Origin of the sequence: Parafrigoribacterium humi (assembly GCF_040227205.1) — a bacterium.
GTDB classification, from domain to species: domain Bacteria; phylum Actinomycetota; class Actinomycetes; order Actinomycetales; family Microbacteriaceae; genus Parafrigoribacterium_A; species Parafrigoribacterium_A humi.
Genome location: NZ_JBELOA010000002.1, coordinates 156002 through 171968 on the forward strand (window position 1 = coordinate 156002; position 15967 = coordinate 171968).

At 67.7% G+C, this 15967-nt stretch carries 16 protein-coding genes and 1 tRNA gene; 6 read left to right on the top strand and 11 right to left on the bottom strand.

Going from position 1 to position 15967, the window contains the following annotated elements; genetic code table 11:
- Window positions 1-79 precede the first annotated feature (79 nt).
- Window positions 80-156: transfer RNA gene (locus tag ABUA28_RS05055), tRNA-Ala, on the top strand.
- A gap of 44 nt (window positions 157-200) precedes the next feature.
- Here ABUA28_RS05055 and ABUA28_RS05060 read toward each other — a convergent pair.
- Window positions 201-989, bottom strand: coding sequence for a thioesterase family protein (locus ABUA28_RS05060; RefSeq protein ID WP_349902860.1), 789 nt, complete (start codon window positions 987-989; stop codon window positions 201-203).
- Window positions 949-1569 carry a CGNR zinc finger domain-containing protein gene (locus ABUA28_RS05065; protein WP_349902861.1) on the bottom strand — a complete coding sequence of 207 codons (621 nt, stop codon included), beginning with the start codon at window positions 1567-1569 and terminating at the stop codon, window positions 949-951. The genes ABUA28_RS05060 and ABUA28_RS05065 overlap by 41 nt, the downstream gene beginning before the upstream one ends.
- Before the next feature lie 70 nt (window positions 1570-1639).
- Between ABUA28_RS05065 and ABUA28_RS05070 the strand changes: the two genes are divergently transcribed.
- On the top strand, window positions 1640-2593 hold the full coding sequence (locus tag ABUA28_RS05070; protein WP_349902862.1) for an EamA family transporter: 954 nt from the start codon (window positions 1640-1642) through the stop codon (window positions 2591-2593).
- Here the strand turns inward: ABUA28_RS05070 and ABUA28_RS05075 are convergent.
- Genes ABUA28_RS05075 through ABUA28_RS05085 form a run of 3 tightly spaced genes read right to left on the bottom strand, consistent with a single transcriptional unit; the run spans window position 2559 to window position 4763 of the window.
- Complete coding sequence (locus tag ABUA28_RS05075) at window positions 2559-3731, bottom strand: cation:proton antiporter (protein WP_349902863.1); 1173 nt, start codon at window positions 3729-3731, stop codon at window positions 2559-2561. The genes ABUA28_RS05070 and ABUA28_RS05075 overlap by 35 nt on opposite strands.
- 12 nt (window positions 3732-3743) lie before the next feature.
- Window positions 3744-4238 (bottom strand): cation:proton antiporter regulatory subunit, encoded by a 495-nt coding sequence (locus ABUA28_RS05080; RefSeq protein ID WP_349902864.1) that lies wholly within the window; start codon window positions 4236-4238, stop codon window positions 3744-3746.
- Between the two features lie 12 nt (window positions 4239-4250).
- Window positions 4251-4763: a MarR family winged helix-turn-helix transcriptional regulator gene (locus ABUA28_RS05085; RefSeq protein WP_349902865.1), complete on the bottom strand. Its 513-nt coding sequence runs from the start codon at window positions 4761-4763 to the stop codon at window positions 4251-4253.
- Between the two features lie 88 nt (window positions 4764-4851).
- On the opposite strand from ABUA28_RS05085, the gene ABUA28_RS05090 reads away from it, so the two are divergent.
- Window positions 4852-7137 carry an LLM class flavin-dependent oxidoreductase gene (locus ABUA28_RS05090; RefSeq protein WP_349902866.1) on the top strand — a complete coding sequence of 762 codons (2286 nt, stop codon included), beginning with the start codon at window positions 4852-4854 and terminating at the stop codon, window positions 7135-7137.
- A gap of 17 nt (window positions 7138-7154) precedes the next feature.
- Here ABUA28_RS05090 and ABUA28_RS05095 read toward each other — a convergent pair whose 3' ends face one another.
- The 3 genes from ABUA28_RS05095 to ABUA28_RS05105 all read right to left on the bottom strand — a co-directional run bounded on the left by ABUA28_RS05095 (window position 7155) and on the right by ABUA28_RS05105 (window position 10433).
- The gene (locus ABUA28_RS05095) at window positions 7155-7940 is read right to left on the bottom strand and encodes a class I SAM-dependent methyltransferase (protein ID WP_349902867.1); all 786 of its coding nucleotides are present in this window, start codon (window positions 7938-7940) and stop codon (window positions 7155-7157) included.
- A 25-nt stretch (window positions 7941-7965) separates the two neighbouring features.
- Window positions 7966-9453, bottom strand: coding sequence for an SDR family NAD(P)-dependent oxidoreductase (locus ABUA28_RS05100; protein WP_349902868.1), 1488 nt, complete (start codon window positions 9451-9453; stop codon window positions 7966-7968).
- A 68-nt stretch (window positions 9454-9521) separates the two neighbouring features.
- On the bottom strand, window positions 9522-10433 hold the full coding sequence (locus ABUA28_RS05105; RefSeq protein ID WP_349902869.1) for an EamA family transporter: 912 nt from the start codon (window positions 10431-10433) through the stop codon (window positions 9522-9524).
- A 75-nt stretch (window positions 10434-10508) separates the two neighbouring features.
- On the opposite strand from ABUA28_RS05105, the gene ABUA28_RS05110 reads away from it, so the two are divergent.
- Complete coding sequence (locus ABUA28_RS05110) at window positions 10509-11459, top strand: nucleoside hydrolase (protein WP_349902870.1); 951 nt, start codon at window positions 10509-10511, stop codon at window positions 11457-11459.
- Entirely contained in the window at window positions 11452-13968 is a 2517-nt protein-coding gene (locus tag ABUA28_RS05115) for a DEAD/DEAH box helicase (protein WP_349902871.1), read from the top strand. Before ABUA28_RS05110 ends, ABUA28_RS05115 begins: the two co-directional genes overlap by 8 nt.
- Before the next feature lie 26 nt (window positions 13969-13994).
- Here ABUA28_RS05115 and ABUA28_RS05120 read toward each other — a convergent pair whose 3' ends face one another.
- Together ABUA28_RS05120 and ABUA28_RS05125 are read right to left on the bottom strand one after the other, a co-directional pair.
- Window positions 13995-14378: a hypothetical protein gene (locus ABUA28_RS05120; RefSeq protein ID WP_349902872.1), complete on the bottom strand. Its 384-nt coding sequence runs from the start codon at window positions 14376-14378 to the stop codon at window positions 13995-13997.
- Window positions 14379-14411: 33 nt separating this feature from the next.
- Complete coding sequence (locus tag ABUA28_RS05125) at window positions 14412-14999, bottom strand: GNAT family N-acetyltransferase (protein WP_349902873.1); 588 nt, start codon at window positions 14997-14999, stop codon at window positions 14412-14414.
- Between the two features lie 187 nt (window positions 15000-15186).
- On the opposite strand from ABUA28_RS05125, the gene ABUA28_RS05130 reads away from it, so the two are divergent.
- Window positions 15187-15690: a COG4315 family predicted lipoprotein gene (locus ABUA28_RS05130; protein WP_349902874.1), complete on the top strand. Its 504-nt coding sequence runs from the start codon at window positions 15187-15189 to the stop codon at window positions 15688-15690.
- A gap of 33 nt (window positions 15691-15723) precedes the next feature.
- On the opposite strand, the gene ABUA28_RS05135 is transcribed toward ABUA28_RS05130, so the two are convergent.
- Window positions 15724-15873: a DUF6510 family protein gene (locus tag ABUA28_RS05135; protein WP_349902875.1), complete on the bottom strand. Its 150-nt coding sequence runs from the start codon at window positions 15871-15873 to the stop codon at window positions 15724-15726.
- Between the last annotated feature and the right edge of the window lie 94 nt (window positions 15874-15967).

Below are 15967 nucleotides of genomic sequence, written 5' to 3' on the forward strand. Positions count from 1 at the left end.
GCGGCTCTCAGCGCGGGCGGTTCTGGCGGTGCTCCGTTGTGTAGTAATCTTGTCGAGTTGTCCGGTTTGCCGGGAACATGGGTCCATGGCGCAGCCTGGTAGCGCACCTGCATGGCATGCAGGGGGTCAGGGGTTCGAATCCCCTTGGATCCACCACAGTTTCATCACAGCGGACGCTCGCACGAGCACCCGCGAGCCGGTCAGTCCGATTTGCGCAGGGTCAGGATCTGCTCGGCGTGGCCGAATGGGCCTGTGCCGTCGTGCAGCACGGTCGAGGTGAGCCCGATGCCATCCCGGCCGAAGGTCACCGAGTTCTGCAGGCCGAGCCACGGCCCGCCGGGCTCGCGGTAGAGGTGCAGCTGCAGGTCGAGGTTCGGGAACAGGTAGCTACCAGGGCCGGGCTTCACCCGGGTCGCAACGCCGTTGGTCGTGTCCACGAGCCCGACGAGCGCCGCGAACTCCGAAAACGGCTCCGTGTCGATGAGCGGATGCTTCGCCCTGATCCACACGCGCCCCTTGCCCGCCCTGTGGTCGGCCAGCGGTCGCGCCTCGATCGACCGGATGTAGCCGCCCGGCCAGTCGTCCAGCGTCGTCGGGGGGAGCGCGGCATCCAGCCCCGGCAGCCGCTCGTCCTCGACCGCGGCGACCGCGCTCGTGTCGGAGAGCTGCATGCGCCAGGCCGTCGCGCGCACGGCCGTGCGGCCGCCCGCGACGAGCTCCGCCCGCACGAGTTCGATAGTGCGGCCGGGGCGCAGCATCGCCGTCACGATCTCGAACTCGCCGTCCGGGATCAGGCCGAGAATGTCAAAGCTGATGCGCGCCATCCGCATGTCGTCCCTGGGCTGGAAGCGCTCGAGGCAGTGGGCGAGGATTCCCGACACGGGAGCCATGTGCTGCTCGTGCGGATTCCAGGCCCCCTGCGCGTGCACCGTCGACGCGTAGCGGCCATCACCGAGTGCCCGATAGTACGGCTCCGCTGGCGTGGTCACGAGCCCAGCCTAATCCTGGCCGCCAGCCAGCCTCGCCCGCTGCGCGTTGTCTGAAGGCGATCATGTTCATCCGGTTGCCGCAGCGGATACTGCAGAATCGCTTCGATCCGTTGCGAGAGAGGTCGAGGAGCACGCCGTCGCAGTCCTCGGCCTCGCAGGAGCGGAGCCTGCCCATCTCGTCCGTGCGGATGACGTCCACGAGGGCAAGGGAGAACTCCACGAGGATGCGCTCCGCGAGCGGCGCGCCGAGGTCCGTGGCGTGGAGGTGCCAGTCGAAACCATCGTGGCGCATGAGGTGGGGGAGCGCGCGGGCGTCGCGCAGCATCCGATTCACTTCGAACGCCGCGGCATCCCGGCCGAGCGTCCAGAGATGGCGGATGCGTCCACGTGCATCGCGCACCTCGCGCAGTTCTGTCTCGTTGCGGTCGAAGCGACCGGAGTAGCGATTCTCGACCAGCAGTGCCGTGAGCTGTGCCGGAGTGGAGAGCTCGTCCGCCCCGCTCCGGGATGCCGTGGAGACCGTGTTGCCGAGCGCTGCGGCGAAGACCAATGCTTCGTCAGTGTCAGGGGCAAAATGCAAATTGACTCCTTACTCAATCTGAGACTAGCGTCAGAATCGCGCCGCAGCCAGTGCGCCAGCAGGGAGACCCATGAAACGTTCGCCGACCTCCGTCGGACTCGCCGTCGCGGTGCTCGCCGCGGCGTGTTTCGGCCTGTCCGGAGCGTTCGCCAAGCCCCTGCTCGAAGCGGGGTGGAGTCCGGGTGCGGCCGTGACGGTTCGCGCGCTCACGGGTGGGCTGTTGCTGGCACCGATCGCCGTGTATTCACTGCGCGGGAAATGGGTTTCCCTGTGGCGGGGTCGCTGGCGTGTGCTCGGGATGGCGCTTCTCGGCGTCGCGGCCTGCCAACTGCTATATTTCGCCGCGATCGAGCGCATTCCCGTCGGCACGGCCATCCTGCTCGAGTTCATGGCGCCGCTCCTTCTCGTGGCCGTGGCCTGGGCGCGCACCCGTCGGCTGCCGAAGACCGCGGTGCTCGTCGGTTCGGTTGCGGCACTGCTCGGCCTCGTGTTCGTGATCTCACCCTCGGGGGCGACGAGTCTTGACCTGCTCGGACTCGTGTTCGCACTCGGCGCCATGGTCGGCTGCGCGGTCTACTACGTCGTTGCGGCCCGGCCCGCGGATGGCCTGCCGACCGTTGCCCTCGCGTCCTTTGGCCTGCTCATCGGCGGGCTCGCGCTCGGCCTCGCGAGCGTCGTGGGCCTCATCCCGTTCGCGGTGACCTTCGGCCGGGTGCATCTGTTCGGTGAGTCGGTGGCCTGGTGGGTGCCGATGCTCGTGGTCTGCGTCGCCGCCACGGCGATGGCCTACGCCACGAGCATCGCGGCCACCTCGATGCTCGGATCGCGGCTGGCATCCTTCGCGGGCCTGCTCGAGGTGATCTTCGCGACCTTCTATGCCTGGCTGCTGCTTGGTGAGGAGCTCACGCTCCTGCAGTTCCTCGGGGGAGCGCTCATCCTCGCCGGGATCGCGTTCGTGCGCTCGGAGAAGGCGGACGAACCGGCGAAGCTCAGGCCACAGCCTTACGACGCATTCGTGCCTTGAACCGCGCGGTGTCGGGGATGCGGGCGAGCGCGGGCCCGACGATGATGGTGATGAGCACGTAGGCGGTTGCCAGCGGTGCGAGCTGGGGCTGGACGCCCGCGGTGACGGCAAGGCCGGCGATCACGATCGAGAACTCTCCGCGCGGGGTGAGGGTGAGGCCCGTGCGCCAGCGCCCCGGGGCACCGAGCCCCGTACGCCTCGCGGCGAGGTAGCCGCTCAGCACCTTGGTGCCGATCGTCACGATCGCGAGCCCGAGGGCAGGCAGGAGCACCGGAGGGATGTCGTTCGGATCGGTGGCGAGACCGAAGAAGACGAAGAAGACCGCGGCGAACAGGTCGCGCAGCGGGCTCAGCACTCGCGCGGCGCGCTCTGCGGCGGGCCCGGAGATCGCGATGCCGACCAGGAAGGCTCCGACCGCGGCGGAGACGCCGACCTGTTCCGCGGCTCCAGCCACGAGCAGCGTGAGCCCGAAGACGCCGAGGAGCAGCGGCTCGGGGCTCTGCACCGCGAACAGTCTGCCGACGAAGCGGCCGTGCCTGAGCGCGACAACGAGAATCACGAAGACGACCGCGACGGCGATGACCACGGTTGTCGCACCCTCGAGCAGCCCTGCTCCGATCACGAGCGCGGACAGCACGGGCAGGTAGAACGCCATGGCGAGATCCTCGATGACGAGGATCGAGAGCACGACGGGCGTCTCGCGGTTACCGAGTCGGCCGAGGTCCCGCATCACCTTCGCGATGACACCGCTCGACGACACCCAGGTGATGCCGGCCAGTGCGACGGCCGCGACCGGCCCCCATCCGAGGATCAAGGCGAATGCCGCGCCCGGGATCGCATTGAACAGCCCGTCGAGCAGCCCGGCCACGCGGGATTCCTTGAGGTTCTGCATGAGCTCTCCTGCGGAGTACTCCAGGCCGAGCATCGCAAGCAGCAGGATCACACCGATCTCCGACCCGACGGCGAAGAACTGTTCGCTCGCGTCGAGCGGTGCGAAGCCGCCCTTGCCGAAGACCAGGCCAGCGAGCAGGTAGAGCGGGATCGGAGAGACTCGGATGCGGATCGCGAGACGGCCAAGGATGCTCAGACCCAGGAGCAGCGCGCCCACCTCGGTGAGCAGCACGGTCGTGTTATGCATACGGATCCGCGGCTATTGCGGACCGAGGGCGATGAGGCTGCTCAGCGCGTCGAGGCCTTTGCGTGTGCCGACCGCGACAATGATGTCGCCCGGCTCGAACGGCACATCCGGTGTCGGCGATGCCACGACGTGCGACCCGCGCACGATGGCGACGATCGACACACTCGTGCGCGTTCTCGCCTTGGTATCGCCCATCGGGCGGCCGATGTATGGCGAGTCGAACGGTAGGGAGATCTGCTCCGTGAACACCCCGGCGGTCTGGTCGCCGAGGCCGGCGAGCTGCCCGAGCATGAGGGATGCGCCGAGCACGTCGGCGAGAGCGGCCGCCTCGTCATCGGTCAGCGCGATCGAGTCGCTGCTGGAGTCTGGATCGTCTTGGTCGAAGATCGCGAGGTCGCGCTCGCCTGAACGGTGCGACACGACGCTGATCTTGCGCCCGCCGCTCGTCAGCAGATCGTGGCGCATCCCAATGCCGGGAAGGTCTACTCGCTGAACTCGGGCTCCCATGAAACGAGGGTATCAGGCGTCATTTCGGCGAGATTCGCGCGGATCGTCGTCGTCGATCTCGTGCAGCACCGTGTCTGCGATCGAGGCGAGCAGGTCGAGCTGCTCGGCGCTGAGCACGTCCGTGACGTAGCGGCGCACGGCCGTCTCGTGGTGGAGCCTGGCGGCCTCGGCTGCTGCGCGGCCCTCCTCGGAGGCCCGGACGATGAATCCGCGACTGTCTTCGGGGCATTCTTCGCGCACGATGAGGCCGCGTTCGGTCATGCGGCGTAGCTGGTGCGAGAGTCGGCTCTTCTCCCACTCGAGACCGCAGCGCAGTGCGAGGGAGCGCAGGGAACCGTCGGGCGAATCGACGACGGCGGTGAGGATCTCGTAGTCGGCCTCCGAGAGCCCGGTTTCACGCATGAGCTCGCGGCCGAGCCTGCCGCTGAGCCGCGCGCGCATCCGTTGGTAGCTCGCCCACGCGGAGGCCTGGTGCTCGGTGAGCGGGCCGGTGAGCTCCGAGGATGCAGCCGCCGAACCAGTCATGCGACCAGTGTAGTTGATACATCAACAAAACGCGCTATGCTGGTTGACGCGTCAACAAAACGCATAGCAGACAGCGAGACGGAGCACCATGTACTACGGGCACGAGCTACAGTTCGGCACCTTCATCACGCCAGCGAACAACCCGCCGCAGGCCGCGGTGTCGCTGGCGCTGCTCAGCGAGCAACTCGGCTACGACCTGGTCACCTTCCAGGATCACCCGTACCAGCCAGCGTTTCTCGACACCTGGACCCTGCTGAGCTGGGTGGCCTCGCGCACGGAGCGGGTGCACCTCTCCCCGAACGTTCTCAACCTCCCGCTTCGGCCGCCCGCCGTCACGGCTCGGGCCGCGGCAAGCCTCGACCTGCTCTCCGGCGGCCGCATGAGCCTCGCCCTCGGCGCGGGTGGATTCTGGGACGCGATCGAAGCCATGGGCGGGCGACGCCTGACCCCTGGACAGTCGGTGGACGCTCTGAGCGAGGCAATCGACGTCATCCGCGGCATCTGGGATGCGGGCGAGCGCTCGTCTCTTCGCATTGACGGTGACTACTACAGCCTTGCGGGCGCGAAACGAGGCCCGTCGCCCGCCCACAACATCCCCATCTGGCTCGGCGCGTACAAACCCAGGATGCTGCGCCTGATCGGCCGCAAGGCGGACGGCTGGCTGCCATCCCTCGGGTACATGAAGCCTGGGGAACTCGCGAACTCGAACACGGTCATCGACGAGGCGGCCGTCGGCGCTGGCCGCGATCCGCGTGAGATCCGTCGACTGCTCAACATCGGTGGCCGATTCTCGGCGGCGAACGGTGGCTTCCTGCAGGGGCCGAGCGAGCAGTGGGTGGAGGAACTGTTGCCCATGGTCATGGACGACGGCGTCGGCACCTTCATCGTGGCCGCCGATGACCCCGGCACCCTGGAACGCTTCGCCGAGGAGGTTGCGCCCGCTCTTCGTGCGGCCGTCGAGCGGGAGAAGATCTCGCGCGGCGTTCCGCAGTCGGGTGGCATCGTGCGCAATGCGATCGCTCTCGGCAAGCGGCGGGACGGCATCGACTATGACGGCATCCCCGGGTCCATTGCCGGAAGCGCGATCGAGCCGGGCGACGCGAGCTACTCGCGCGTGCGCTCGACCTATATGCGGGGCGGTGCCCCCGGTCTCGTGCTCCAGGTGCACACCGCGGCGGAGGTCGTCGATGCGGTGGCGTTTGCGCGGGCAAACCCCGACGTTCCACTCGGCGTGCGCAGCGGCGGACACGGCATCAGCGGCCGGTCGACGAACGACGGCGGCATCATCATCGACCTGTCTCCGATGAAGGCGATCGACGTGCTGGATGAGTCGGCGCGACTGGTGCGAGTCGAGCCGGGTGCGCGCTGGAAGGATGTCGCGCACGCGCTCGCTCCCCACGGCTGGGCGCTGAGCTCGGGCGACTACGGCGGGGTCGGGGTCGGCGGCCTCGCGACAGCGGGCGGGGTGGGGTACCTCGTGCGCGAGCACGGCCTCACGATCGACCACCTGCGCGCCGTTGAGCTCGTGCTCGCGGACGGCTCTGTCGTGCGGGCAGACGCAAACGAGAACCCAGAGCTGTTCTGGGCGGTGCGTGGCGCGGGCGCGAACGTCGGAATCGTGACGGCCTTCGAGTTCGAGGTCGATGAGGTGGGAGAGGTCGGCTTCGCCCAGCTCGTATTCGACGCGTCAGACACCGCGGGATTCCTCGAGCGCTGGGGCACCACGGTCGAGGCCGCTCCGCGCGAGGTCACGAGCTTCCTGATCATGGGCGCGTCTCGCCGTGGCCAGCAGACCGTCGCGCAGGTGATGGTCGTGGTCGACTCGAGCGAGCCGGACACGATCATCGAGATGCTTCAGCCCTTCGCCGAGGTTGCGCCGCTTCTCGACCAGTCCGTGAGTCTCACCCCGTACAGCGCCATTCTCGACAACGCCCAGGATGGCAGCCACAACGGGCAGGGCGAGCCGGTCTCGCGCTCGGCCCTCGTCGAGCACATCACACCTGAGTTCGCCGACGGAGTCGCGGAGATGCTGCAAAGCGGCACAAGCTACTTCTTCCAGATCCGCTCCGTCGGTGGCGCCGTCCAGGACATCGAGGCGGACGCCACGGCCTACGCCGGGCGGTCAGCGAACTTCTCGGTGATTGCGCTCGGGCCCAGCAGGGAGCGGCTGAACGCGGTGTGGGAGAAGCTGAAGCCGCACTTCAACGGCCTCTACCTGAGCTTCGAGTCTGATCTGAGCCCGGAGCGAATCGACGAGGCGTTTCCACCGGCGACGCTCGCTCGACTCCGCCGGGCGAAGCTGCGGTACGACCCGGAGAACGTGTTCCGCGACAACTTCAACGTCGCCCCGGCCGAGGAGCTCAAGGCGTCCTGAACGAGGTGCGTCGAGTGTCAGCCGGGGAGCCCGACGATGAGGCGAAGCGAGCCGTCGAACTCCGGCTGGGTGCGCAGCGCGCCGTAGCGGGAATCCCACGCCCCGGAGTCGAGGTCGCGGCGGAGCTCACGCTCGAACCGCGGCTCCACCTCCGGGCCGACGAAGCTCCACGCAGAGTTGGACAGGCGTGCGCCCGGGTCGAGCAGCGCTTCGGGCCGGCCGTAATACGCCTCTCCGAATCCGTCGGTGCAGTCGAGTGGTACGGGCAGCGCACGCACCTCGACGGCACCGCCGAGCGCCCGCGCGATGTCGGCCGGGGCCGGATAGCGGCGCGCCTCGGTCTGTAATACCTCCGGCGCGTAGTCCACGAGCCAGAATCGGTTCAGCTCCGCCGGGTCGCAACTGAGGATCACGACCGGACCCCTGGTGACGCGCCGCACCTCGTGCAGCCCCGCTTCCAGGTTCTGCCACTGGTGCACGGTGAAGGTCGCCATGGCCGCGTCGAAGCTGTCGTCGGCGAAGGGGAGGGATTCTGCACTCGCGTCGATCGCGATCGAGAGCGATGCGGGGCGCTGCGCGCGCATCGACGCGCTCGGCTCGACCGCCGTCACCTCGCGGTCGAGAGGCTCGTAGGAGCCCGCGCCCGCACCGACATTGAGCACCGTGCGCGCATCACCGAGGGCACCGTGAATCTGCGCGGCGATGCGCGCATCCGGGCGCCGATAGCGCGAGTAGTCGGTCGCGATCGTGCCGTAGTCCGCGTCACCGGCGCTTCCGTCGGCCTTCCTGGGCGGAGTCGTCATGACTGGAAGTCTAGGAGTTCGGCCGCTACCAGGCGGCAGTCACGTAGTCCTTGAGGAAGACACCGCAGACGTCTTCGCCGGCCTCGCCGCGCACGATCGGATCGTAGACGCGAGCCGCGCCGTCCACGAGGTCGAGCGGGGCGTGGAAGCCCTCTTCCGCGAGTCGCACCTTGGTGGGGTGGGGCCGCTCATCCGTGATCCAGCCCGTGTCGACGCTTGTCATGAGGATGCCGTCGGTCTCGAGCATCTCCTTGGCGCTCGTGCGCGTGAGCATGTTAAGCGAGGCCTTGGCCATGTTGGTGTGCGGGTGGCCCGGGCCCTTGTAGCCACGGCCGAACTGCCCCTCCATCGCCGAGACGTTCACGATGTATTTGCGGCGCGCCTCCGAGGCGGCCATCGCGGGCCTCAGTCTGCTCACGAGCAGGAATGGCGCTGTCACGTTGGCGAGCTGCACCTCGAGCATCTCGAGCGGGTTGACCTCCTGCACGTGCTGGGTCCAGCTGTTCGCGTCGTGGCGGTCTGGCACGAGGCCACCGGCATCGATTGCGGTGCCCGCGGCCAGTCGTTCGAGCGAGGATGACCCGGCCTCCATGGCGAGGGCGGTGAGCTCGGCCGCTGTTCTGCCGCCGGCGAGCACGCTCTGGGAAAGCAGCGGATGCGCCGCTACGGAGGCCGCGAGTGCCTGCGGGTGCGCGTCGTTCGTGCGTCCGAAGGTCAGGAGTTCCGGGAGCGGCCCGTCCGGCAGCGGATGCGACTCGCCCTCGGTGAGCGGAGCGTACGCGCCGGGGGAGCGTCGCACGGTCTGCGCGGCGTTGTTGATGAGGATGTCGAGCGGTCCGGCCTCGATCATCGCGTCACTGAGGCCGATCACCTGGGCCGGGTCCCGCAGGTCGATGCCGACCACGCGCAAGCGGTGCAGCCACTCGGGGGCATCGGGCAGCGAAGAGAAGCGGCGCACGGCGTCCCGGGGAAAGCGGGTCGTGATCGTCGTGTGCGCACCATCCCGAAGCAGCCTGAGGGCGATGTACATGCCGATCTTCGCGCGACCGCCGGTGAGCAGCGCGCGCTTGCCGGTGAGGTCGGTGCGGGCATCGCGCTTGGCGTGGCTCATGGCGGCGCAGTCCGGGCAGAGCTGGTGGTAAAACGCGTCCACCTGCGTGTACGGCTTCTTGCAGATGTAACAGGGGCGCGGCTTCAGCAGGGTTCCCGCCGTCGGGGCCGCGACGGTGATCGCGAGCGGGATGCCGCGGGTCTCGTCGTCGATGCGATCCGGCGCTCCCGTGGCGGTTGCCGCGACCACCGCGCGGTCCGCCTCGGCGATCTCGGCCCGCTTCTCGAGGCGACGGGTCTTCTTGACGGCCTTGAACATCCGCGCGGTCGCCTGGCGCACGGCGATGAAGTCCGGGTGTTCCTCGTCGAGTAAGTCCATCGAGGCGAGCACTCGGAGGGTCGTCTCGAGCTCCGCGGCGCCGATACCCTGCGGCTCGCCTGTTGCCCGTTGTTCCGCTGTCACTGTTGTCCTATTGGCACCGCATGATTCTACCGGCGCGCCAGGTGGCCGCAGGGCCGGCCGACTTCGGCTCAGGCGGTGCCGAGCAACACTGCTGCGACGATCGCGAGGGCGACGCCGACGAACTGCAGGAGAGACATGCGCTCCCTGAGCACGAGTCGCGCGAGGATGACCGTCGCGAGTGGGTAGAGGCTCACGAGCACGGCGACCACGGCGAGGTTGCCGCCGTGCAGGGCGAGAACGAGAAGGATGTTGCCGACGCCGAGCAGCACCCCGCCGACCGCGCTCGCGACCCAGCTGCGTGCGTCCGTCCTGGGCGAGCGAGCGACTTCGGTAGCGGCAGCGGACCCTCCCTTCAGCCAGCCGTCGCTCACCCGCAGGCGCCTCACGGCGAGCAATGGCAGTAGAACCACGAGGCCCGCCGCGAGGTCGAGGAAGGCGGGGAACACGCCAGAGTCTGACGGTGCGGTATCCAGCGAAACGACCGAGAGGCCGAGGGTGATGCCGGAAACGAGCGCGAGCATCCCACCTCGGGCAGAGATGCGGGCGGCTTTAGTGTCTGGAGTGCTCGGCCTGGTTGGAATGGAGATGAGCGTTGTCGCGATGAGTGCGAGAGCGACGGCGACCCACGCCACGGGCCGCAGACTCTGCCCCAGGATTGCCGCCCCGATGACCGGTATCGCGGTCTGGATCAGCGCAATGAGCGGTGCGAGCAGGCTCATCGGGCCGATCGCGAGGGCGGCGTAGAAGGTCACCATCCCGACGATCGCGAAGAGGCCGGCGATCGTGCCGGCCCAGAGCGCCCGGTCGCTATAGGCCCAGGGGAGAGTGAGCAGGGCGATGGCACCGGTCGCGGTTCCCGCGAGATAGATTGCGGTGCTCGCTCTGATGACGGTGAGCCGACGGGCGCTGAGCGCGCCGAGGAAGTCCGAGGCTCCGTAGAGCAGGCTCGCCAGGAGGGCGAGAACAACGACGACTGTCACCGGTTATCGGCTGTGACGCAGGTCATGGCACCACTGTAGCGACAGCGCACCGTAGCGTCGCCCTAGGCTTGCGGCATGACCTCGAAGATTCTGCTCGACTGCGATCCGGGTCTGGATGACGCGCTCGCCCTGCTGCTCGCGCACGGTGACCCCGCGATCGACCTCGTCGGCGTGACAACGGTCGGCGGCAATGTCACCCTCGCCAACACCACGAAGAACGCGCTCGAACTGCGCGAATACCTGGGCTTTACGGGGGTGCCGGTCGCAGCGGGGGCATCCGGTCCGCTCGTGCGCGGGGCGAAGAACGCCGCGCAGGTGCACGGCGAGACCGGCCTGGGCGACGTCGTGCTCCCGCCCGCGACGATGCCGCTCAGCGACATCCACGCCGTCGACTTCATCATCGACACGATCCGCGCGGCTCCCGGCGCGATCGATCTCGTCGCTACCGGCCCGCTCACCAACATCGCCCTCGCGCTGCAGCGTGACCCCTGCATCGCCTCGCTCGTGAAATCCTTCGTCATCATGGGCGGTTCGTTTACGCGTGGCAACACGACTCCGGCAGCGGAATTCAATATCTACGCGGATCCGGATGCTGCCGCGGTGGTCTTCGATGCGGGCTGGCAGGTGGTGATGGTCGGCCTCGACCTCACGCTGCAGGCCATCGCCCACCAGTCCGTGCTCGAGCGGATGTCTGCCCTCGGCACGCTCGGAAGCGAGTTCGTCGTGCCGCTGTCGACTTTCTGGACAGATCCGAACGACCCGAACTGGCAAGGTCAGGCCGTTCACGACGTGTGCGCAGTCGCCTACGTCGCCAGGCCCGAGTTGTTCACCTCGCGCGCCGCACGAGTGGATGTCGAGACCACGGGCACGTTCACCGACGGTATGACCGTGGTTGATTTCGCGGCCCCGTTGCCGAATGCGCCCGCGCCGAACGCTCTCGTTCCGGTGAGTCTCGACGTGGACGGATTCTGGAACTACGTAGAAGGCGTGTACGCGCTCGTCGCTGCCACCCATCCGCATGCCTGAATCGCTGCTCGATCTCCTGCCCGCAGGCAAGGACCCCGACGCCGTCTACGCCGCGTTCGTCGAGTGGACGACCGCGCAGGCCATCACGCTCTATCCGGCGCAGGACGAGGCGCTCATCGAGATCGTCTCAGGAGCCAACCTGATCCTCAGCACGCCGACCGGCACGGGCAAGTCGCTCGTGGCCGTCGGCGCCCACTTCGCCGCCCTCGCGGACGGTAAGCGCACCTTTTACACTGCGCCGATCAAGGCGCTCGTCTCGGAGAAGTTCTTCGCGCTCGTCGACGTGTTCGGTGCGGAGAACGTCGGCATGGTCACGGGGGATTCGAGCGTCAACGCGGATGCCCCGATCATCTGCTGCACCGCGGAGATTCTCGCGAATATCGCCCTGCGGCACGGCGCAGACTCGCCCGTCGACCAGGTGGTGATGGACGAGTTCCACTTCTACTCCGACCCCGATCGAGGCTGGGCCTGGCAGGTGCCGCTGCTGACCCTTCCGCGGGTGCAGTTCATCCTCATGTCCGCGACCCTCGGCGACGTCGACTGGCTCGCGAAGGACCTCACCGAGCGCAACGGCCGCGAGACTGCGGTCGTGGTGGGCGTCGATCGCCCGGTGCCTCTGCACTACGAATACGTGACGACGCCCGTGCACGAGACCGTCGAGGAGATCCTGTCGACCGACCGCGCACCCGTCTACATCGTGCACTTCTCCCAGCTCGCGGCCCTCGAGCGGGCGCAAGCGCTCACGAGCGTCAAGGTCGCGAGCCGCGAGCAACGCGACGAGATCGCCGAGGAGATCGGCGGATTCCGCTTCACCACGAACTTCGGGCGCACGCTCTCGAGGCTCCTGCGCTCGGGCATCGGCGTGCACCACGCGGGCATGCTGCCCAAGTATCGCCGCCTGGTGGAGCAGCTCGCCCAGCGCGGGCTGCTGCGGGTCATCTGCGGAACGGACACGCTCGGAGTCGGCATCAATGTGCCGATCCGCACCGTGCTGCTCACCGCACTCACGAAGTTCGACGGCACCAAGATGCGCCAGTTGAGCGCGCGCGAGTTCCACCAGATCGCCGGACGTGCCGGTCGCGCGGGCTACGACACCGCGGGCACCGTGGTCGTGCAGGCGCCGGAGCACGAGACCGAGAACGCCCGCCTGCTCGCCAAGGCGGGCGACGACCCCAAGAAGATCAAGCGGATCGTGAAGAAGCGCGCTCCGGACGGCTTCGTCTCCTGGGGCGAGGCGAGCTTCAACCGCCTCGTGGCCGCGCAGCCAGAGACCCTCACCTCCAGCATGCGGATGACGCACTCGATGCTGCTCAACATCATCGGCCGGGGCGGCGATGCCTTCGCCGAGGCCAGGGAGCTCATCGAGAACAACCATGAGCCGCGGCCACGCCAACTCGAACTGGCGAGGCAGGCCCTCGCGATCTATCGAACGCTGCGCACGGCGGAGATCGTGCAGCAGTCCGCGGACGGCCACATCTCACTCACTGTCGATCTGCAGCCGAACTTCGCGCTCAACCAGCCGCTGTCGCCGTTCGCGCTCGCGGTCTTCGACCTCATCCAGCCCGCCGAGGGCACTGAGCCGTCGCCGAGCTATGCGCTCGACATCGTCTCGGTGCTGGAGGCGACCCTCGATGACCCGCGTCCCGTGCTCTCGGCGCAGCAGTTCCTGGCCAGGGGAGAGGCGGTCGCTGCGATGAAGGCCGAAGGCATCGAATACGACGAGCGCATGGAGCTGCTCGAGCAAGTGACGCATCCAAAGCCGCTCGAGGAGCTGTTGGATGCCGCCTTCGCCACCTACCGCGCGTCGCAGCCGTGGGTGGGTGACTTCGAGCTCAGCCCCAAGTCGGTCGTTCGCGACATGTACGAGCGGGCGATGACCTTCAACGACTACATCGGCTTCTACAAGCTGAACCGCTCAGAGGGACTCGTGCTGCGGTACCTCTCGGATGCCTATCGTGCGGCGCGGCAGACCATTCCGGACGAGGCGAAGACCGAGGGGTTGCTCGATCTGATCGAGTGGCTGGGCGAGCTCGTGCGCCAGGTGGATTCCAGCCTGCTCGACGAGTGGGAGGAACTCACCAATCCGGCCGCCGTGCTCCCGGGCGTCGAGGCACCTGTGCTCCCGTCGGCGCCGCGCGGCGTCACGGCGAACCAGCGGGCGTTCCGCACCCTGGTGCGCAACGAGCTGTTTCGGAGGGTGCAACTGGCCGCCCTCGAGAAGTACGAGGAGCTCGGCGAGCTGGATGGGGCATCCGGCTTCACTGCGGAGGCCTGGGCCGACGCCATGGAGCCGTACTTCGCTGAGTATGACAGTCTCGGCACCGACGCGGATGCCCGTAGTTCGGCCATGCTCATCATCGACGAGGGTGCCGAGCAGTGGACAGTACGGCAGATCTTCGCCGACCCCGCGGGCGACCACGACTGGGGCATCAGCGCCACGGTGGACCTTGCGGAGTCGAACGAAGCAGGCGAGGCCGTGCTGCGGGTGACGGCGGTCAACCGGCTCTGAGTGCGTGCTCGAGCGATGCTTTCCGGCTACGGGATCAGCAGCGTCAGCAGGGCGAAGACGATGCCGATGACGAGCGAGAGCCCGAAGATCAGGATCGCTTTCCGCTGGTCGACGCGACGGTACTCCGCCTGCTCGACCGTGTCGGTGTGGTGGGTGTCGCCTCCGAAGTTGAACACCCCACGCATGGCGAACCCTGCGCAGAAGTGCATCCCGGCCTGGAGGAAACCGGTCGCCGCGCCTCCGGCGGGAATGATGAGGAAGAGGCGCCACAGGGGCGAGATCGGCAGAACGACGAACACCACGAGCGCAACGATCGTGACGGCCAGGGCGAGGTAACCGGAGTTGCGTCGAGTGCGGATCTCCGCTGCGCCGATGTTGCAGACCCCTGGTACGTACTCGCTCGTTGTCATAATCCCGATCGTACGCGTGCAGGGCGCTCAAGGTTACGAGTGCGCGTTCAGCTTCTCCCGCAGGCCGAGCCGCACCGTAGGCCACTCGCTCGCGATGATCGAGAACACCACGGTGTCGCGCAGCGTGCCGTCCGTGCCGATCGAGTGGTTGCGCAGCACGCCGTCCTGCTTCGCGCCGAGCTCGGCGATCGCCCTCCGGGACTGGCGGTTGTGCCAGTGGGTGCGGAACTCCACGGCGATGCAGTCGAGCACCTCGAAGGCGTGGCCGAGCAGCAGCAGCTTCGCCTCGGTGTTGATGCCGGTGCGCTGTGCGCTCTTGGCGAGCCAGGTGGAACCGATCTCGACGCGGCGATTCGGGGCATCCACGTTCATGAAGGTCGTCATGCCCACGGCCTCGCCGCTGTCGTTTCGTCTCACGGCGAAGGGCAGCATGGTGCCCGCGTCGCGGAGGGCAAGCCGACGCTCGATCTCGGCGGGCAGGCCTTCCGGGGTGGGAATGTGGGTGTACCAGAGCTCCCCGAGTCTCTCGGCCGCACTCCTCAGTTCGGTCGCGTGGTCGGATGTGAGCGGTTCGAGGGTGACCCTTTGGCCGGCGAGCGTGGGCACGGTGCTGAAATCCATGTCACGACTGTATTGCCTTGGCTGGGCTGCCATGAACGGAGCGATCATGAACCACGGCGCCGTGGATTAGACCTGTGAACCGTGCCGGTGTGAACCTGCAGGGGCGTCACTTCGTGTTTCTCAGTACGACTTCGGTTGGAGCCGCACCGTTCTCTGGAAAACGTCACTATCCGAACGAGGCCACACCATGAAAAATAGACTGTCTCTGATCTTCGCTGCTGCCGCGTTGTCGGTCGTTGCACTCGTCGGCTGTTCGAGCAATTCCCCGACTCCCGGGGCGGCCGATTCGGCAGCATCCTCGGCATCCGTTCCGGCGCCCGGGAGTGAGCTCTCCACCGCTGCGAGTTCGCTGGGGACGATCGTGGTCGACGGCCACGGCATGACCGTGTACTACTACTCGAAAGACATGAAAGGTTCGGGCAAGAGCGATTGCACGGGCGGATGCCTCGCACTCTGGCCCGCGGTCAAGGCCACTTCGAGCTCGCCCAAGGTCGACGGGGTGACCGGCATGGTCGGCACGATCACACGCGACGACGGAACGCTGCAGGTCACGATCGATGGGATGCCGGTCTACACCTACGCGCAGGATTCCCAGGCCGGGGATGTGAACGGGGAGGGCATAGACAACCTCTGGTATGTGGTTAGCCCGGACGGCTCCGCGATCAAGGGGAGCACGAAGAGCGGGTATTGATGGCCCGCAAGCGGTGGCGCGGGTGGTTCGGGCTCAGTCGCGAGTCACCTCGAGGTAACTGAGGCCTCGGAGGTCGAGCCAGACCCGATCGCCGCTGTCGACGGTGCGCAGCAGCACGCCGTCGCATCCGCGGCACCGCAGCACGAGACCGGGCGCTCGGTCGTAGTGGATGTCCTGGGCCACGTCTCCGGAGGGGAGCGCGCGGAACTGCTCCCAGTTCCAGACGTGTATCGGGCCCGTGTCGGCGGTGATGTCGAAGGTTCACTCCACGGGTTAC